Source organism: Litoreibacter sp. JB4-2 (genome assembly GCF_055693445.1).
Map to the genome: position 1 here is coordinate 2,118,399 of NZ_CM146334.1, position 17,710 is coordinate 2,136,108.

General features: G+C 59.1%; 17 protein-coding genes. 2 read left to right on the plus strand and 15 right to left on the minus strand.

All coding sequences use genetic code 11. The annotated features are described in order from the left end of the window. Positions 1-25: 25 nt before the first annotated feature. Genes ACZ1G7_RS10530 through ACZ1G7_RS10560 form a run of 7 tightly spaced genes read right to left on the minus strand, consistent with a single transcriptional unit; the run spans position 26 to position 8,003 of the window. Entirely contained in the window at positions 26-1,468 is a 1,443-nt protein-coding gene (locus ACZ1G7_RS10530) for an NAD-dependent succinate-semialdehyde dehydrogenase (RefSeq protein ID WP_472659364.1), read from the minus strand. 5 nt (positions 1,469-1,473) lie between these two features. Continuing rightward, positions 1,474-2,460, minus strand: a complete 987-nt coding sequence (locus ACZ1G7_RS10535) for an aldose epimerase family protein (RefSeq protein WP_472659365.1) — start codon at positions 2,458-2,460, stop codon at positions 1,474-1,476. Further along, on the minus strand, positions 2,457-3,548 hold the full coding sequence (locus ACZ1G7_RS10540) for a Gfo/Idh/MocA family protein (protein ID WP_472659366.1): 1,092 nt from the start codon (positions 3,546-3,548) through the stop codon (positions 2,457-2,459). The genes ACZ1G7_RS10535 and ACZ1G7_RS10540 overlap by 4 nt, the downstream gene beginning before the upstream one ends. After that, positions 3,545-4,900, minus strand: a complete 1,356-nt coding sequence (locus tag ACZ1G7_RS10545) for an L-fucose/L-arabinose isomerase family protein (RefSeq protein WP_472659367.1) — start codon at positions 4,898-4,900, stop codon at positions 3,545-3,547. The genes ACZ1G7_RS10540 and ACZ1G7_RS10545 overlap by 4 nt, the downstream gene beginning before the upstream one ends. Beyond that, the gene (locus tag ACZ1G7_RS10550) at positions 4,901-5,926 is read right to left on the minus strand and encodes a tagatose 1,6-diphosphate aldolase (RefSeq protein WP_472659368.1); all 1,026 of its coding nucleotides are present in this window, start codon (positions 5,924-5,926) and stop codon (positions 4,901-4,903) included. Next, a complete protein-coding gene (locus ACZ1G7_RS10555; RefSeq protein ID WP_472659369.1) occupies positions 5,917-6,789 on the minus strand; it encodes a PfkB family carbohydrate kinase in 873 nt (290 codons plus the stop codon). Before ACZ1G7_RS10555 ends, ACZ1G7_RS10550 begins: the two co-directional genes overlap by 10 nt. Beyond that, on the minus strand, positions 6,789-8,003 hold the full coding sequence (locus ACZ1G7_RS10560; protein ID WP_472659370.1) for a cytochrome-c peroxidase: 1,215 nt from the start codon (positions 8,001-8,003) through the stop codon (positions 6,789-6,791). The genes ACZ1G7_RS10555 and ACZ1G7_RS10560 overlap by 1 nt, the downstream gene beginning before the upstream one ends. 51 nt (positions 8,004-8,054) lie before the next feature. Between ACZ1G7_RS10560 and ACZ1G7_RS10565 the strand changes: the two genes are divergently transcribed. Further along, complete coding sequence (locus ACZ1G7_RS10565; protein ID WP_472659371.1) at positions 8,055-8,522, plus strand: tetratricopeptide repeat protein; 468 nt, start codon at positions 8,055-8,057, stop codon at positions 8,520-8,522. A gap of 99 nt (positions 8,523-8,621) precedes the next feature. Here ACZ1G7_RS10565 and ACZ1G7_RS10570 read toward each other — a convergent pair whose 3' ends face one another. From ACZ1G7_RS10570 to ACZ1G7_RS10605, 8 genes are all read right to left on the minus strand, one after another. Beyond that, positions 8,622-9,695 (minus strand): TRAP transporter substrate-binding protein, encoded by a 1,074-nt coding sequence (locus tag ACZ1G7_RS10570; protein ID WP_472659372.1) that lies wholly within the window; start codon positions 9,693-9,695, stop codon positions 8,622-8,624. Positions 9,696-9,727: 32 nt separating this feature from the next. Then, positions 9,728-11,071, minus strand: coding sequence for a TRAP transporter large permease (locus ACZ1G7_RS10575; protein ID WP_472659373.1), 1,344 nt, complete (start codon positions 11,069-11,071; stop codon positions 9,728-9,730). After that, positions 11,071-11,661 (minus strand): TRAP transporter small permease, encoded by a 591-nt coding sequence (locus tag ACZ1G7_RS10580; protein ID WP_472659374.1) that lies wholly within the window; start codon positions 11,659-11,661, stop codon positions 11,071-11,073. The genes ACZ1G7_RS10575 and ACZ1G7_RS10580 overlap by 1 nt, the downstream gene beginning before the upstream one ends. Positions 11,662-11,853: 192 nt before the next feature. Beyond that, positions 11,854-12,357, minus strand: coding sequence for a P-loop nucleotide/nucleoside kinase family protein (locus tag ACZ1G7_RS10585; RefSeq protein ID WP_472659375.1), 504 nt, complete (start codon positions 12,355-12,357; stop codon positions 11,854-11,856). A gap of 185 nt (positions 12,358-12,542) precedes the next feature. Then, a complete protein-coding gene (locus ACZ1G7_RS10590; RefSeq protein WP_472659376.1) occupies positions 12,543-13,298 on the minus strand; it encodes a DeoR/GlpR family DNA-binding transcription regulator in 756 nt (251 codons plus the stop codon). Positions 13,299-13,565: 267 nt separating this feature from the next. After that, on the minus strand, positions 13,566-14,228 hold the full coding sequence (locus ACZ1G7_RS10595) for a c-type cytochrome (protein WP_472659377.1): 663 nt from the start codon (positions 14,226-14,228) through the stop codon (positions 13,566-13,568). 102 nt (positions 14,229-14,330) lie between these two features. After that, positions 14,331-15,389: an ABC transporter ATP-binding protein gene (locus tag ACZ1G7_RS10600; RefSeq protein WP_472659378.1), complete on the minus strand. Its 1,059-nt coding sequence runs from the start codon at positions 15,387-15,389 to the stop codon at positions 14,331-14,333. A 21-nt stretch (positions 15,390-15,410) separates the two neighbouring features. Beyond that, positions 15,411-16,208 carry an IclR family transcriptional regulator gene (locus tag ACZ1G7_RS10605; RefSeq protein WP_472659379.1) on the minus strand — a complete coding sequence of 266 codons (798 nt, stop codon included), beginning with the start codon at positions 16,206-16,208 and terminating at the stop codon, positions 15,411-15,413. Positions 16,209-16,326: 118 nt separating this feature from the next. Here ACZ1G7_RS10605 and ACZ1G7_RS10610 point away from each other — a divergent pair, with 118 nt between their 5' ends. Next, positions 16,327-17,586, plus strand: coding sequence for an ABC transporter substrate-binding protein (locus ACZ1G7_RS10610; protein ID WP_472659380.1), 1,260 nt, complete (start codon positions 16,327-16,329; stop codon positions 17,584-17,586). Positions 17,587-17,710: the final 124 nt, after the last annotated feature.

Here is a 17,710-nt window from a genome sequence, read left to right on the forward strand (position 1 = left end):
GCTCAGGGTTTTCACAAAACCCTGATCAGAAATCGACAGCCATGTATTTGGTCTCCATGTAGTCCTCAAGACCCTGCCAGCCGCCTTCCTTGCCCAAGCCGCTTTCCTTCACGCCACCAAAGGGTGTCTCAACGGTTGTGATCAACCCAGAGTTGATACCGATCATCCCGTATTGCAGCTTCTCGTTCAGCTTGAAGATGCGGCCCACGTCGCGGGTATAGGCGTAGGATGCCAACCCGAATTCGGTGTCATTCGCCCAGGCAATCGCGTCATCTTCATCTTCAAACCGGAACACAGGCGCGATGGGGCCAAAGATCTCCTCCTTGGCGAACATCATCTCCTGCGTCGCCTCAGTGATAATCGTGGGGTCAAAGAAGCTGTGCCCATTGCCATTGCGCGCGCCACCATGGACAACCTTGCCGCCTTTGGATGTCGCGTCTGTGATGAACTCTTCGACCTTCTCGACCGCGTCCATGTCAATCAGCGGGCCTTGTTCGACGCCATCTTCCAAGCCGTTGCCAACTTTCATGGCCGCCGTGGCTTTGGTCAGCTTTTCGACAAACTCGTCATAGACACCCGCCTGAACATACATCCGGTTGGCGCAGACACATGTCTGGCCGGAGTTGCGGAATTTCGACACCATGGCGCCCTGTACCGCTGCGTCGATATCGGCGTCGTCGAAAACAAGGAATGGCGCGTTGCCGCCCAGCTCCATGGAAACTTTCTTCACCGTCCCGGCCGATTGGCGGATCAGCTCTTTACCCACTTCGGTAGAGCCCGTGAATGTCACCTTACGTACCCGCGGATCGTCCATAATCGCGCCGCCGATTTTCCGCGCGGAGCCGGTGACGATGTTGACGGAGCCCGCCGGGAAGCCAACCTCCTCAGCAAGCGCGCCCCAGGCAAGGCCGCTGAACGGCGTCGCCGTCGCCGGTTTTGCCACGATCGAACACCCAATCGCCAAAGCAGGCGCCACTTTGCGCGCCAGCATCGAGGACGGGAAATTCCACGGCGTGATCATGCCCACCACACCGATCGGGTGCTTGGTCACAAGGAAACGGCGGCCATTGGTTGGCGCAGGCACGATCTCGCCCTTTGCGCGGCGTACTTCTTCGGCGAACCAGCGCACATAGGCGGCGCCTATCCCGATCTCCCCCATCGATTCCGCCAGTGGCTTGCCCATCTCGATGGTCAGCAATTCGGCCAGTGACTTCTGGTTGTCCATCAACGCGTCATGCATTTTCATCAGCATGGTCACGCGCTCCATCAGCGCCATGCCCGCCAGCCCGTCAAATGCCGCATCCGCCGCATCAATTGCGCGCAGCGTTTCAACGTCGCCGCAATTTGGGACCGTGCCGATCACGTCGCCCGTCGCCGGGTTGGTCACGTCAATCGTCTCGCCGCTATCGGCCCCGACCCAAGCGCCGCCGATCAGGTTCGCCTCTTTCATGAATGTTGAGTAGCTCATCGCGACTATCCTTTCGAAAACGCAAACTGCGTGTGTTGGGTGTAAAGCTCGCCCGGTCGCAAAACCGCGTTGGGGAACTCGGAATGGTTAATGGCGTCCGGCCAGACCTGCGGCTCAAGCGCGACGCCTGCGTTCTTGCCGTAATTTCGCCCTCCCAGACCCGGCAGCGTCACCGCCAGCTTGAATCCGTCATAGACCTGCAACCCCGGCTCGGTCGAGCGCATTTCCATCGAAACCTTCGATTTTTGAGAGATCAAAGTCCCAATTTTGCGCAAATTCGTACGTTCATCCGAAAGGCATAGATTGTGGTCAATGAAGATGTCGTCTTTGATCGGACGCATCTGGCGGAAATCATAGCGCGTGCCGGCGACATCCGCGCTCTCGCCCGTGGGGATGAACCCATCGTCTACGACCGTCCAACGATCCGCATCCACCTGCATGAGGTGGTGATCCGTCGTCTCATCACCATCGAGGTTCCAATAGGTGTGATGGGCGAAGTTACAAAGCGTCGGCGCATCTGTTTCCGCCGTGATCTGCACATCAAAAACACCACCCTCAAGGCACGCATAGGTGCAGCGCGCCACCATGTTGCCGGGATAGCCCATCTCGCCATCTGCCAGCTCAATGCGCAACGTGATCCGATCAGCAGCAACGCTTTCCACCGTCCAATTCCGCTTGCCCACGCCCGCGCGCCCGCCATGTAAATGATGCGTCTCCATGAAATTCCGGTCGACCTGATAGGCCCGCCCGTCAATCTCAAACTGCCCCTCGCCGATCCGGTTTGCGCAGCGCCCGGCAATGGCGCCAAAATACGGGCTGTCGGTCAGGTAGGGCGCGAACTCCTCAAACCCCAGCACCAATGGCGCGTCATGGCCATCCAGCCGCAAATCCTGCAAAACCGCGCCGTAGCTCAGCACCCAAGCCGTTAGCCCGCCGCCCTCAATCCGGTGCCGCTCAACCGCGCTGCCATCAGGCATCACACCAAAACTCATGGGCCTTTCCCGCGCAAATCTATCGCTTGACCAGAGCGTGCGGACTCCTCCGCAGCCTCACCGACCAGCACAGACCAATATCCGTCCATCAAGGACACTTCAGGCTCCCCTTTGCCGGTCCGCACCAGATCAATGAACTTCTCATGTTGGAAGAAGGTCGACCCATGATGGTCACCCGCCGCCAGAATATGTTCAGGCACATGGACCACTTCGCGCACCTCTTCCTTCAACGCGCGCAGCGACATTACAAACTCAGCCTCGCGTTCCTTCCCATCGGGGGAGAACCGCGCAGGCCCGGGCACAAACGCCTCCACCCGCGCTTTTTCGCCCGTCACCGCGACGGTTTCTTGCCAGAAAGAACCCTCCGCGAACATACAAAGATCCAGCATCCCGCGCGATCCATTGGCGAAATCCACAATGACATAGGCGTTGTCGATAATGTCGGGCATCTGCCCCATATACCGTTCGTCGCGATGGTTCACATCAACGCCCGCGCTTGCATAGACTCGCACCGGGTCCGCGCCCAGCACCAGCCGCATCAGATCCCAGAAATGGCAGCATTTCTCCGTCAGCGTCCCGCCCGTGCGCGCGTTGAACCGGTTCCAATCATCCACCTTGGGCAAGAACGGAAAGCGATGCTCCCGTATCGACATCATGCGCGGCGTGCCGACCGCGCCCTGGTCAATCGCCTGCATAAGCCGCTGCAAAGGCGGCATGTAGCGGTATTCCATTGCGACCCAAACGGGCGCAACACGTCCCTTGTTCATATTGAGCAAATCGCGGCAATCGGCGCTTGAGGTCGCCAGCGGTTTTTCCACAAGGATTGGTTTATCCGTTGCCAGCAATTTCTGCATGATCCCCGCATGCGTGTCATTGGGCGCCGCAATCAGCACCACATCGCAGGCATCCGCCGCCAACATCTCGTCCATCGTGACGTATCCGGCCGCGCCCGTTGCGCCGGTGGATTGCGCCCGCATCTGCTCATTCGGGTCCACGATGGCCGAAACCTTCGCTCCCTCCAACAACGCGATATTGCGAATATGCTCCTGGCCCATCATGCCGGAGCCGATGATCCCGTATCTGATCATGCTGCACCCAATTCTATAACGTTAAGACCCATGCCAGCGGCGACACCGCGTAATGCAGACCGGTGGTCGCCATAAGCAATTGCCATGTGATGCTCCAGTCCCGAGTCCATCACATCTTGCAGAGTTTTCTGCGCAGCATTGTCGAAACGAACGACACCGGATGTTCCGGTGAAGGCCATTTCGCTGCGCAGCATTTCACCGCTGCCAATCACGATTTTCGGTTCGCCGTAAGCCTGCGAAATGCGGAAAAACGTCACCCGCCCCGGCTTCAATGTAAACTCATACAGCAACGCCTGCTTGCGGTTGGTATGCACCGTCGCCATCGGCTCATCCTCGGTCATGGACAGCGGGGCCTGCCCGCAATGCCACACCACGCCAGTGTCGTCTTCCACATCCATATCGACCAAATCAGCCAAGAAAACGGGGGCATCCGCAACTTTCTGCAAAATTGCCTGCGTGACCGCGCCGTACACATCGGCCTCACAAGCGCAGGGCACCCGCGCCTCCCCCATCATCGAAACTGGCCCGCAAACAGCCCCGCCATATTCTGTGAAAGTCTCCGGCCAGCAGCGAATGGCGAAGGCGTCATAGCTGTTTTCGCTGCGCAGCATGTCCAGCGCGCCTACCAGCCTCAATGACCGGTCCAACTCGCCCTTATCCATGTCTGTCAGGTTCGGGATCTGCGCGACTTTCTCCCGGTAGGGCGCGACCGCAGCATCGCTCAGGCCACGCGCCGCATCGAACATGTCCGACAGCTCAAGCTCATCGACCTCGGCCCCCGTCAGCGCCTTCAGCTCGGCCTTGTCATAGTCGCAAGTGTCGAACCCGTCCGGGCGCGCGCCAATGCGTGCGATCTTCAATTCCGGCACTGGGTTGTCGGCAGCCTCCGAACCGGCAGCGTTACCATCAATGCGCGTGACCTGATGTTTGCCCGCCAGCAACCCCGTCAGGTCCGCATCCCCTGGATCGCCATAGAGCCAGCCAAAGCCGACCCCATTGCGCCCCAGAGCATGGCCCGCCAGGTTCAACCCGCAGAAGGCGTTCAGCCGCAGCCGTCCGCCAAGGCGCGGCTCCGGCACCGCCCAGATCGCCAGCGGCACACCAAGCTTCGACGCCTCTACGACGAAAGACGCGTCGGTAAAGGTGACTTGCAAGACCAACACCAGATCAGCCGACGCGACATCCGCCAAAGCAGACGGCGACGCGTCCATCAGCAGAGCGCGCGGCCCGATGACCTCGTGGCCCTCTGCGGCAGCAAGCGCGTCGATATCGGCCAGCATCCCGGCCAGTTTCTCTTCCGCATAGGGCACGTCAAAAGTGGGACGGCCCAGCGGCAATAACCCGATCTTCATTCAGATGCCCTCATAACCGTGCCGGAAAGAGGCATCCGCAGGCGCAAACTGAGCGCCACCGTCGCCCCAACACGCGTGTTTGTCCCAAGCCGTGGCCTTCGCATCCGCAAGCGCGGAAATCTCCGCCATATAGGCTGCACTTTCACCCTCAAGGCCCACGCGCACCGCTTCCCAATCGGGAAAGGCCTGAAACGCATCCAACCAGATCGCGCGGCCCGCCAGAAAGCCCGACGCCCCGGCGGCAAAGGCATGGTCCAAAATCTGCTTGAATTCCGGCTTGCCCGCGCCCGCCGACAGCATCACCCAAGGACGCCCGGCCAAGCGGCCCATCTCGTCAAACATCGCCTGAACGCCGTCGGTCGCGGCGACGTCTTTTGCAGGCACAGGACTTTCCAGTTTGAACACATCAACACCAAAATCGGGATGCGCGAATGCTTCAACCGATTTCAGAACATCGTCGGCGCGTTTGGTGTTCATCTCGATATATTCGCTGGTCTGCTCGCTATCGCTGTCAATCGGATGCACCAGCAGCTCAAACAGGAACGGAATGTCATATTTGGCGCAGGCTTCGCCAATCCGCTTGGTCCAGTCCTTCTGGTGTTGGTTCACCTCGTCGCTTGCGTCGGGCCGGTACCAGGCCAGCACCTTCACCGCGTCGCCACCCATCCGCTTGATCTTGCCCACGTCCCAATCGTCGATCATCGACGATCTGCGGCCCATGCCGGTCTCTTCAAACAGCGAATCTTCCAGCGTGACGATCAGCCCTTTGGTGGGCGACAGGTGCTTCAACCCCACCGGGATCGCGTAATGCGGGTCCAAAAGCATGGCGCTTGAACCACCTTGCAAAGTCTCCACCAGCATAGCCTTGAAGCGCGCGACGTCCTCGTAGGGCGCCTCATCCGTCCCATAATGCGCCGCAATCGGACCCTTGATCGGCGGGCGTTGGTCCACGGCGGTCATCTTGAACAACCCGTTCTCGTCGGCCATGCGACGCATGCCCCATAGTTTGCCTGCTGTCAGTTGCATGGCGTCCTCTCTTTCAGAAAATTCTCTACTTGCGGGCGTGACGGCGCGGCTTTGCGCCCCCCGAAGCCCGTGCATTTCAGGGCGGCCGCCGCATGGGCAAACCGCATCGCGTCTAACTCGGGCGCGCCTTCTGCCAGCATCAGGGTAAAGGCCCCGTGCCACACATCGCCCGCGCCAAGCGTGTCTTTCACGTCCACCTCAAACCCCGGCAAAACGCCGCCCGGGTGCAAAACGCCGGCAGCGCCCATGGTCACCGCTGCCCAGCCGGGCAAATCCAACGCGGAGTAGGCTTTTTCAACATCATCAATGCCCGTGAAGTCCATCAGGCCCTGCTCGGAAAACACAACATGGCTCGCAGCAGCTGCCAAGTCGATCGGGACCGGGGCTTCCCCGTCCAAAACCGCTGGAATGCCCAAAGCCCGTGCCATTTCCAGCACCTGCCGCGCGGCCTCGGGCCATCTTGTGTCGGCCAAGACCGCATCGGCAGACAATTGCGCCAACCCCGGATCAACAGCCAATCCCGAGCCGCGAAACGCCATGATCTGCCGTTCGCCCGACTTATCCACATAAACCGATGACATGGCCGAGCGCGCGCCTTCCGTGATGACGCAGGGGAAAGTATCCACGTTTTCCGCCGAGATATCCCCAAGAACGATCTCAGAGACCTCATCTTTACCAAATCTTGCCAATAATTGGGACTTTCCGCCAAGCCGGGATATCGCAACAGCCGCATTCGCCGCGCATCCACCCCCAACTATATCCACAGCCTGTGCGGCGTATTTTTCGGCCCGTTCCGGCAACGCATCGACGCTGTAAACAAAATCCAAAGCCGCAGAACCGGCTACCATAACCCGCGCGCCCATCAGTCGACCCTCAGCCCGCTGGGCACAGCGTCGGGCTTGCCCAGCCGCCCATGAATGGACTTTTTGCCCGTCAAAGCGCCCATGAAGGCCACCAGATCCGCGATCTCAGCATCGCTCAAATCCTTCGGCTCAATGTCGATATTGGCGCGTACCCGAGCCATCTCACGCGTGTCTTCGTGGATGATGAAATCCGCCTTTTGCAACCACGGGACCGCAGGCAATTGTGCCAATTCCGGCCCCCATGCATCGAGGCTTTCCAAAGGTCGCGCATGATGGCGAATGATCCCCGCCAGCGTCGGATAAGCCCCGTTATGCCCGTAGGGCCCGGTCAGCGCGACATTGCGAAGCGACGGCGTACGGAACCGGTAGGCATCCTCCAACGCGTCGCTTTCGGCCATCCGCCCCACATCTCGCGGCATAGGATCAAAGCGCCGCGTGCGCCCCGGCCCAAAGGGCGGCAAGCCAATGGCGTGAAAGCCTTCATCCGTGAACAAATCGCCCGAATGGCAGCTGCTGCACGCGGCCTTCCCAAAGAATAGCGCGGCACCGCGTTCCTGCGCGACGGTCATCTCGCCAAGGTCATAAGCACTGTCAAAGCTGCGCCATTCCGCATCCATAAACGCCGCCAAAGCGTTGCCAATATCGGCAATCGAGACCTCATTCACGCCCTCACGCGCAAACAATGCGGCGTATTCTTCATTGATCCGCACGCGTTTCGCGATGATCGGCCAGGCCGCGTCAATCCGGTCATGGATCGCGCCTGCAACTTCATTTTCCTTCGGGTTGCCCGCCATCTCAAACTGCGATGTCATCGGGAACAGCGCCTGCGCCGCCAACAGGCTATCAAGCCCCTCGGGCAGCCATTCCTCAGCCGGGGAATTTACCCCGTTGCCATAATCGGGTGAAGCACCAAGCCGCCCGTCATGGAAGAAAACCTCCAAAGCGCCCACGTTGAACAAGGCCTGCGCATTGCGCGGGATGCGCTTTTTGATCTTGTCAGGGCCGTCCAGCGTCACCCGTTTCGGGCCCACACCAACACCGCCTTCGCCAATGCCTAGGCTCACCCCGTCTGCGCTGAAATGGTCGTGATTGTGACACGTCCCGCAGCTGATATTCTGGTTGCCCGACAGGACGGGATCGTAAAACAGAAGCTGGCCAATCGCGGCCATCCCTTCGTCAATCGGGTCGAACATGCCATCGGGCGCTTCGGCCATTGCAGGCGCCGCCAAGCCCAGCCAAACTGCCCCCAACAGACGGAGGCTACTATGCGAATTCTTCTTGCCCTTGCCCTCATGACCGGTCCGGCGCTTGCCGATATCGAGGCCGCGCGCGACCTGATGGAAGCCCATAAATTCGAAGAAGCGCGGGAGGCGCTCTGGCCCGCCGCGCGTTCCGGCAATGCCGACGCGGAGGAGCTGATCGGCGTCATGTACGCCCTCGGCCTCGGTGTTGAAAAGGACCCGGTCCGCGCCTTCGAATGGTATCTGCGCAGCTCCATGAAAGGGCATCCCGGCGCGCAATCGGGCATCGGTTGGTACTATGAGGAAGGCATCGGCATGCCCGCCCCCGATCTGGTCCGCGCCTATATGTGGTACGCGCTCAGCGCCATCGGGGGTGACCCCGACGCGGCTATTTCTCAGGAAGAGGTGGTCAAGAAGATGACCAAGGAGCAAATTGCGCATGCGCATGAGCTGATCGCCGATTACAAAGTGTGGATGTATCCGTTCCGCTGACGCGGTCTTACCTGAAATACCTCCGAAAGTGGCATATCAAACAAGACCCCCACGGGCGGGGTTAGCGCGGCGGACAGATCGCCCGCCGCACCAATTCATTTAGTTCAGGTCCGCGTCGCGCGCAGCACCCACGGATGCTTCCGCCGCCGCCACGGAGGCGCTCAAAGCGTCAAACGCCGCTGGGCCACCGTCGACATTGTCTTTGAACCAACCGTAGACAGGCTCGGCCGCTGCTTTGAACGCCGCTTTCTGCTCTGGGGTTGGCACGTAAAGATCGCCGCCACCGGCCACGAAATCTTCATATGCCTGGATCGACTTGCGCTTCGGCGAGGCGAATGTCGCCTGCTGCAGTTGGTAGAACCCGTCGACCACAACGCGCTTCAAGCCGTCATCCATGCCTTGGAACTTCTCGTTGTTCATGAACCACAGCGCGCCCATGTAAGCGTGCCCGTCCAGCGTGACATATTGCAGGCCGGCATCTGGGAATTTCATGCCCATGATGTCGGTGATCCCGTTTTTGGAGCCTTCCACAACGCCCGTCTGGAACGAAGTGAACAGCTCAGGCCATGGGATCGGCGTTGGTGCGGCGCCAAGTGCTTTGACCAGCTCTTGCGGCAGGTCGGCCACAACGGTGCGGATCTTCAAGCCTTCCATGTCCTCAGGGTTGGCAACGCGGCGTTTGGTGTTGGCAAAGTTGCGCCAGCCGCCGGTGTTACCAATCGTCATCAGGCGGATGCTGTCGCCCGACGCCTCTTTGACCATGCCTTGCATTGTCTTCATGAACTCGGTGCCAGATGCCAATGCGGCCTCCGCAATCCGGTCATCGCTCATCAGATATGGCAGGTCCAGAACCTGAATGAACGGGAAGATGCCCGACGCGCCACCCGAGGTGGAGACATAGACGTCAATCGTGCCGTCAGCCACGCCTTGCAAGCATTCCGCACCGTTGCCACACAGCTGCGTGCCGATGAACAGCTCAACCGTGATCGCGCCGTTTGAGGCAGCTTCAACGTAGTTCTTGAAGACCACGAGGCCGTCATAATCCTCGTCGTTTTCATTAGAGTTCGCCGTCGCACGGATGGTCATCGCGTGACCGTCCGCCCAAGCGGCGACGCTGGTCGTGGCCATCATCGCGGCCAGGCCAAGCGCCTTCAAAGTGGTTCCTAGTTTCATATGTAATCCTCCCTTGGATTTCTTTGCTAAGTCTATCTTGGTATCGGTTCTGGGCTGATGCATTGCATGTAGCTGGCCCCTTCCGCGCAGGCGATATGGCCGGTCAGCCAAGGCACTGTCATCGAAATTTGCGGCAGATATGTTATCAGGAATATGACAGCGATCTCGACCGCCAGGAACGGCAAGATCGCGCGCGCAATGGTCTCGACCTTCTCGCCTGAAACGGATGAAGCCACGAACAGCACCAGTCCCATCGGCGGCGTCGCCAGCCCCACGGTCAGGTTCACGCTCATCACCACCGCGAAATGCACCGGGTGCACGCCAAGCGAGATGAAGATCGGCGCCAGGATCGGCCCCAGAATGATAATCGCCGGACCCGCATCCAGAAACATGCCGACGACGAATAAAAGCAGGTTGATCAGCAGCAGCAGGATCAACGGGTTGTTGCTGAGCGTCAGAATGAACTCCGCCAAAGCCTCAGGTGCATGGCTGAGCGAGACAACCGTTTTGAACGCCATGGCCGCGCCCACCAGCAGCAACACCACCGACGCCGTCAAAGCCGCCTTCAGCAACACATCCGGCAGGTCCGACCATTTCATCGACCGCAGGATAAACATCGACACGATCAGCGCATAAGCCACAGCCGCAGCCGACGCTTCTGTCGGGGTCATCACCCCGCCCAAGATGCCGCCCAGAATGATCACCGGCGTCAGCAGCGGGAAGAACGCCTTCAACGACGCCTGCCCCTTTTCGCCCCAAGTCGCACGCGGGCGCGAGGGCGGGTACTCACCGTTCTTGGCCAAATACCGCGTCACGCTCATCAGCCCGATGCCCACCAAAATGCCCGGCACGATGCCCGCCAGGAACAGCGCCGCAACGCTTTCGCCCATCACATAGGCGTAGATAATCATGATGCCCGACGGCGGAATGATCGGCCCAATGACCGAAGACGCCGCTGTCACAGCCGCCGCAAAGCGCCGTGTGTAGCCTTCCTTCTCCATCGCCGGGATCAGCATCGAACCCAGGGCAGAGGTGTCGGCAACCGCCGAGCCCGACAGCCCCGCAAACAACATCGACGACAGAATGTTCACCTGCGCCAAGCCGCCTTTGAAATGGCCCACGCAAGCTTGGCTGAACTCGACCAGCCGCATCGTGATACCGCCCCGGTTCATCATCTCGCCCGCCAGCATGAAGAACGGGATCGCCATCAGCGGGAAGCTGTCCATCCCGTTATAAACGTTGCGATAAAGCAGCGTGATGTCCTTCGCGTCGCCATTCAGCCACAACATGATGCCGGGCGCGGCCAGCAGGCCGAAGAACACCGGCAGGCCGACCATCAGGAACAACAGAAAGAGCGGAAGGAACCAGACCAGCATTATTCAGCCCCCACCGATGCGCTTTCGGGAATGACGGGCAAGTCGCCCTCCCGTCCGGCCAGAATAGCAATGTAGCGCAAGATTAGCTCAACGTTGACGACCGTCATGATCGTCACGCCCACCAGCAGCGACGCCATCATCCAGCTGCGAGGCACTTTCACCCATGTCTCAAAGCTTAAATCCGTTGGATATTTCAACGCCGCCGTTGCGAAGCGCCCGCCAAAGCCCGTCACCTCGCCCCAGCCGATTTGAACGGCCACGACCAGAACCAATAGCGACAAGAACAACAAAGCCAGTGTCAACAACCCGCCAATGATCTTGGGCAGCATCAAGACCACCATATCAATCGCCACAAACCCGCCCCGCCGGAACGCTGTTGGCGCCGCGACACCCGCGACCCACAACATCATGAAGCGCGCCGCCTCCTCCGACCAGGGCAGCGCGTCGTTCATCACAAAGCGCATGAAGATTTGCAGCAGGATCACCAGCACCATCAACGCCATCAAAACCACCGCGATCCAGCGGCCGGCGGCCAAAATCGGAGCGTTGATGCCCGCCAGAAGGCGGGCGGCGAGTAGGATCACTGGCATGTTGGTCTTCCTCCCGAAGACGCGTCAATGCGCGTTTCTTTCGATTAGCCGCAAAACGAAAGCGTGAGTCAAGGGCGAAGCTTCACTGAAGAACATTTCATCGGCTACGTGAGCGCGAGACGCGAAACCTGCGATTGGCCGCTTTGAGCCCACTTTAACGATCGCTGCACCACCCACGAAGGTACGATTAGCTCAAAGCTTCGCGTCAGCATGATGCAGAACGATATTGAATCCTTCTTCGGGTGAAGGAGCAACGAAGTGCTTTGAAATCTGTCGAAATTGCTCTTCGGTTGCCGCAAACGGATGATCAGCTTGCGCATTGCGTGCGTGAAGCCGTGCGATGCAAACTTCGTCTGGGACATCCAAAACGTGAAGTTTATGTGCGGCATTTGTCTGCTCCAAGATGCTTCGCATCCAGTCACGTGAGGCAATTGTGTTCGCTTGGAAATCCAAGACCACCGAAATCCCCTCACTTAGCAATGACACGACGTGCGGACCAATGACCTCGCGAAATCTCATCATGCACCGCATGTATTCTGAAATCGAAGAAATTTCTTCAGAAAATAGACCGCTCAGCCAATCATCTTCGGCAATCACAACAGTTCCAGCCGCGCGACCAAGTTCGGCAGTCAGAGTTGATTTTCCAGAAGCAATTTTTCCGCACAACAAATGCAGGGTTGGTTTTGTTGAGGACATATTAATCACCTTGTCCGGCGCGGTTTTCATACCGTGAAGATAACTCGGCTTTGGTCCTGAAAACAAAATTTATTTACGTGGGCCTTCCTGCAATTCTAGTTTCACGCGGTGTTCTCGATGTCTATCGGTGGAGCAGACGTTCAACTGCAACGATCCTATAGCGACTTTGCCCGCCAAACAGACGACTAAGCCAACACCAACTCGACCTCATGTGCTGCGCATAAAGGTTTAAGCCAACCTTCTGAGGCGGCCTCCGTCACCAAAGTGTGCACGTCCGATAGCCCCCCAAGCCTTACGGGCGCACTACGCCCAACCTTGCCGCTATCAATCGCCAGTATGACATGGCGCGCATGGGTCATCATCGCGCGGCAGATTTGGACTTCGGCGAGGTCGAAATCGAGCAGAGTGCCATCCTCAGACAGCGCCGCCGCGCCGATCACAGCGTAGTCGACGCGGAATTGGCGGATATAATCCACGGCCTCAGCGCCCAAGATTGCGCCGTCGCTGCGGCGCACGGCGCCGCCCGGCACGATCACCTCGACCCCCGGAAACACGCGCATCTCTGCAGCTAGATCGACGTTGTCGCTGATCACCCGCAACTGGCTGTGGCCCGACAGCATCCGCGCCACTTGCGCCGTTGTGGTGCCGGCGTTCAAAAACACGGCGCAGGTTTGCGGGATACGTCCGGCGACCGCAGCCCCGATCGCTCGCTTGGCGGCCAAGGCGTCCGTTTCCCGCTCGGCCGGGCTGGTATATTCGACGCCGCCCACGACCGCCGCGCCGCCATGGAAGCGGACCACATGGTGCAGCTCCGCGAGCGTTTGCAGGTCTTTACGAATGGTTTGCGGCGTGGTGGCGAATTGGACGGATAAATCATCCACGCGCACCCGCTGTTGCGCCTCGATCAGCGCCAGAATCTTTCGTTGTCTTTGGCTGAGCATGCCAACCTCCCGGCGTGACTATGGCATAATTTCGAAAGAAACGAAAGTATTTTAGAAAACTCTACTTTCGTTTAACTTTTGAACCACATACGCGGGCTGCCCGGACGGGAGCCGCCTTTTGTATCCGGTTTTGTACAAAACTGGGCTGTTTTCAGAGGCCGCTACCCCACTTTGTACAGACTTATTTTTGGCAGTTCGGAACGAAAAACCCCACGCCGTTTCGGGCGTGGGGTCATTTTTAAGTTCTGCAAAATGCGGTGGTGGGCTTTACTGCGCGGCCAACCATCCCGCGATCAAGCGCCGTTCTTCTTCGTCGCGCAGCTTGAAATTCATCTTGGTGCCCGGCGCAAAGGCGGCAGGGTCAGTGATCCAAACCTGCAGGTTGTCTGTGTTCCAAAGCTCACCTGCAGCGCCCAGTTCTTCAAGCGCGCCAGAGTAGCGGAACCCGTCTACACTGCCGATCTCGCGACCGATCACACCCACAAGATGCGGGCCTGCAAGATTGCGTTCTTGGTCGACCTGATGGCAGGTTTTACATTTCCGCAAGGCACGCTCCGCCTGGGCCATCTCATCATCGGTCAGCGCAATCGCCGTCGGAGCAGGTGCCTCCGCGCTGTCCGCCTCTGCGACCTCAGTGGGCGCTTCCATCTCGACGTCTTCGGTCGCGTCAACCTCAGGCTCTTCCGCAACCTCAAGCGGCGCGGTGTCTTCCGCAGGTTCTTCCTCGGCCTCAGCAACCTCTTCTTCGATCACCTCGGGCTCAGGCTCTTCTTCGACCTCGACCTCTTCAATCTCCACCGGTTCAATCACTTGATAGGCGAGCCGGCCCGGATCGTCGGGACGATAGAAGGTGGCAACCATGTCTTTCATCCCCAGCAAAATCATCAGCGGGATGCCCACGGCGAAAGTCACTTTGACAAAGGTATTCATAACGCTCCTCAACGGTTCCGAACCCCTGATTTGGGGTTAGAAACCGATCAAGCAAGCAAAAGCGCCAAAAGAGTCCTTAAAAAGCGAAGTTTTGTCGCAGGGTCAGCGGATACGTGCCTCCGTTGCGGCATCAAACAGCATCGCGCGCGGCAGATCGAGGGTCAGGCCCACGGTCGTCCCTTCAACGGAACGCTCATCGCCGCGCTCCTCCACGATGATCTTCTCGCCCGATTTGCTCATCAAATACGCGTAAGACACGCCGCCCAGCGCTTCGGTCAGCTCAACAGTATGAGTGTCGCCATTCGGATCGATGATCAGGTGCTCAGGCCGCAGACCGATTGAGACATCGGTGCCATCAGCGGGCATTGTGACATCGACCGAAACCGCTTTTTGCAGACCCGGCACATCGACCTGCCCGCCTTTGACGGTGCCATCGAGGAAGTTCATCGCGGGTGAGCCAATGAAGCCTGCCACGAATTTGTTGTCGGGGTTGCGGTACAGCTCAAGCGGTGCGCCGACCTGTTCGATCCGGCCCGCGCGCAGCACGACGATCTTGTCGGCCAGCGTCATCGCCTCAACCTGATCGTGGGTCACGTAGATCATGGTCGCGCCGATTTCCTTGTGCAGGCGCGCAATCTCGACACGCATCTCGACACGCAGCTCGGCGTCGAGGTTCGACAGCGGCTCATCGAACAAGAACACCTCAGGGCCGCGAACAATCGCGCGCCCGATGGAGACCCGCTGCCGCTGACCACCCGACAAGGCGGCGGGTTTGCGCGACAGATATTCCTCAAGTTTCAGGATGCGCGTGGCCTCAGCGACCTTTTCATCAATGACGGCTTTGGGGTGGCCGTTCATCTTGAGGCCAAAGCCCATATTTTCCTTCACCGTCATATGCGGGTAAAGCGCATAGGTCTGGAACACCATGGCGACGCCGCGCTCGGACGGGTCCATGCGGGTTACGTCGCGTTCGCCGATGGAGACGTTGCCCTCGGTGATCTCCTCAAGGCCCGCAATCATGCGCAGCAGGGTGGATTTACCGCAGCCCGATGGACCCACGAACACACAGAACTCCCCATCACCGATATCGAGGTCAACCCCGTGCATCACCTGCACGTCGCCGTAGCGTTTAATGACGTTTCTGATTGTCAAACCTGACATGGAAATCTCCCTTTCTGGAGTTTAGGCGCGTTCTCTAATTTGTTCTGGGAAACGCCAGCTTTCGGCGTCCTCTGCAATGCGACTGACAGTATTCTTCATATGCGGGACCAGCGCGGCCAGGCTGTCGAGGCTGTGGCGCGCGGTTGTTGACGTGACTGACAGCCCGCCCAGCACCTGACCCGATTGCGACAGGATCGGCAGGGCCACGCAGATGATGCCGGGCTCATGCTCTTCATTGTCGAAGGCGAAGCCGCGGGTGCGGATGGCGTCCAGCTCAGTGCGCAGGGCGCGGCGGGTGGTGACGGTGTGCGGGGTGAACCCGTGGTAGCTTTGCTGCTCGATGATGCGGGACTGCTCGGCCAGCGGGCTCCATGCCAGCATCGCCTTGCCGACGCCGGTGCAATAGACCGGGCCGACCTTGCCGGCTTGGGAATACATCTCAACGGGGACGGCGGCGTTGCGCTTGTCGACATAAAGCACCTGCGCGTGATCAAGCTGCGCCAAATGCACCGTCTCGCCGATTTCAAGCGACAGCGCGTCAAGATAGGGGCGCGCGACGGGGGCCAGCGAATAGGTCTGCCAGGCCTGATGCGCGAGACGCACCAGCCGCACCCCCAACGCGTAAGCCCCATTCGCCGGATTGTGCGACACCATCCCTTGCTGCACCAAAGTCTGCAGCAGCCGGTACAGGGTCGCTTTTGGATACTCGCTTGATTCGAGCAGTTCGGCGAACTTTACCGGGCGGCCGAACGCAGCAATTTGGTCCAGCACATTCAATGCTTTACCCACCGTTCCAGCCTCGTTGGCGCGTTCTGACATATGTCCTCCCGGGCAACTCCTCCCCGAGTTGCCTGTTGACAACCCTAACCGAGTCGCTGTTAAGTTTTCAATATGCAAAACCAAGTTTCATTATTCGAAACTTCCTAGGGAGGAACACATGCATAAATTCCTGAAGGCGTCCGCTGCGACGCTTGCTTTGGCCGTTGCGGCCACCGGTGCGAACGCAGACGGCCACGCGCTGTCAGGCGACCTCGTCATCTTCTCGGACATGTCCAACCCTGCGCCACGCGCAGTGATGGAAGGCATGGTCGAGCGTTTCGGTGCAATGCACCCAGACCTGAACATCGAGCTGACGGTCATCGACCGCGAAGCTTACAAAACCCAGATCCGCAACTTCCTGACGGCGAACACGCCTGACGTTGCCAACTGGTACGCCGCCAACCGGATGCGCCCCTACGTGGATGCAGGCCTGTTCGAAGATATCTCGGACGTTTGGGCGGATGAAGAGCTTGCTGCTCTGGCATCGACCAAAGGCGCAATGACACTCGACGGTAAGCAGTGGGGTGTGCCTTACACATACTACCAGTGGGGCGTTTACTACCGCAAAGACATCTACGAAGAGCTGGGCCTGAACGAGCCTGCGACCTTCGAAGAAATGAAGTCCAACTGCCAAGCAATCCTGGATTCGGGCCGCAAGTGCTACACAATCGGCACCAAGTTCCTTTGGACTGCTGGCGGCTGGTTCGACTACCTCAACATGCGGACCAATGGCTATGACTTCCACTCGGAGCTGATGGCCGGCAAGCACAACTGGGACAGCCCAGAAGTGCGTCAGACCTTCGCCAACTGGAAAGAGCTGCTGGACATGGGTGCGTTCATCGACAACCACACGTCCTACAGCTGGCAGGAAAGCCTTCCGTTCATCGTTAAAGGTGAAGCGGCTGCGATCCTGAAAGGCAACTTCGCCGTGCCACCACTGCGCGAAGCGGGTCTGGATGACAGCAAGCTGGACTTCTACCAATTCCCAGCAATCAACGCTGATGTGGCACTGGCCGAAGACGCGCCAACCGACACGTTCCACATCCCATCGGGTGCCTCGAACAAAGACAATGCGAAAGCATTCCTGAAGTTCGTTGTGTCGGCTGAGAACCAAACCATCATCAACGCAGGCGACGCGCTGGGCCAATTGCCCGTCAACGCAAACTCGTCGGTCGATGACGACAAGTTCCTGCTGGAAGGCTTCGAAATGCTCTCCTCCAACAGCCCGGGCGGCGTGGCACAGTTCTTCGACCGTGACGCACCTGCTGAAATGGCGAAAGTTGGCATGGAAGGCCTGCAAGAGTTCATGGTTAAGCCAGACAACCTGGACAAGATCCTGGCCCGTTTGGACAAAGCTGCCGAGCGTATCTACAAGTAAGCGCATCGCTTGAACGACTTTTTGGGGCGGCCCCGCGCCGCCCCATTCACCCCCAGCCCATCTGCAAGCGCCCCGTTTCATTGGCCCTTTCACATGCGCTGAGTATTAAAACAGCCGCAGCAGG

What these genes read in the sequence shown, in the direction of transcription:
- ACZ1G7_RS10530 (WP_472659364.1), bottom strand. Translation starts at nt 1,468, where the DNA reads ATGAGCTACTCAACATTCATGAAAGAGGCGAACCTGATCGGCGGCGCT.
- ACZ1G7_RS10535 (WP_472659365.1), bottom strand. Translation starts at nt 2,460, where the DNA reads ATGAGTTTTGGTGTGATGCCTGATGGCAGCGCGGTTGAGCGGCACCGG.
- ACZ1G7_RS10540 (WP_472659366.1), bottom strand. Translation starts at nt 3,548, where the DNA reads ATGATCAGATACGGGATCATCGGCTCCGGCATGATGGGCCAGGAGCAT.
- ACZ1G7_RS10545 (WP_472659367.1), bottom strand. Translation starts at nt 4,900, where the DNA reads ATGAAGATCGGGTTATTGCCGCTGGGCCGTCCCACTTTTGACGTGCCC.
- ACZ1G7_RS10550 (WP_472659368.1), bottom strand. Translation starts at nt 5,926, where the DNA reads ATGCAACTGACAGCAGGCAAACTATGGGGCATGCGTCGCATGGCCGAC.
- ACZ1G7_RS10555 (WP_472659369.1), bottom strand. Translation starts at nt 6,789, where the DNA reads ATGGGCGCGCGGGTTATGGTAGCCGGTTCTGCGGCTTTGGATTTTGTT.
- ACZ1G7_RS10560 (WP_472659370.1), bottom strand. Translation starts at nt 8,003, where the DNA reads ATGGCCGAAGCGCCCGATGGCATGTTCGACCCGATTGACGAAGGGATG.
- ACZ1G7_RS10565 (WP_472659371.1), top strand. Translation starts at nt 8,055, where the DNA reads ATGCGAATTCTTCTTGCCCTTGCCCTCATGACCGGTCCGGCGCTTGCC.
- ACZ1G7_RS10570 (WP_472659372.1), bottom strand. Translation starts at nt 9,695, where the DNA reads ATGAAACTAGGAACCACTTTGAAGGCGCTTGGCCTGGCCGCGATGATG.
- ACZ1G7_RS10575 (WP_472659373.1), bottom strand. Translation starts at nt 11,071, where the DNA reads ATGCTGGTCTGGTTCCTTCCGCTCTTTCTGTTGTTCCTGATGGTCGGC.
- ACZ1G7_RS10580 (WP_472659374.1), bottom strand. Translation starts at nt 11,661, where the DNA reads ATGCCAGTGATCCTACTCGCCGCCCGCCTTCTGGCGGGCATCAACGCT.
- ACZ1G7_RS10585 (WP_472659375.1), bottom strand. Translation starts at nt 12,357, where the DNA reads ATGTCCTCAACAAAACCAACCCTGCATTTGTTGTGCGGAAAAATTGCT.
- ACZ1G7_RS10590 (WP_472659376.1), bottom strand. Translation starts at nt 13,298, where the DNA reads ATGCTCAGCCAAAGACAACGAAAGATTCTGGCGCTGATCGAGGCGCAA.
- ACZ1G7_RS10595 (WP_472659377.1), bottom strand. Translation starts at nt 14,228, where the DNA reads ATGAATACCTTTGTCAAAGTGACTTTCGCCGTGGGCATCCCGCTGATG.
- ACZ1G7_RS10600 (WP_472659378.1), bottom strand. Translation starts at nt 15,389, where the DNA reads ATGTCAGGTTTGACAATCAGAAACGTCATTAAACGCTACGGCGACGTG.
- ACZ1G7_RS10605 (WP_472659379.1), bottom strand. Translation starts at nt 16,208, where the DNA reads ATGTCAGAACGCGCCAACGAGGCTGGAACGGTGGGTAAAGCATTGAAT.
- ACZ1G7_RS10610 (WP_472659380.1), top strand. Translation starts at nt 16,327, where the DNA reads ATGCATAAATTCCTGAAGGCGTCCGCTGCGACGCTTGCTTTGGCCGTT.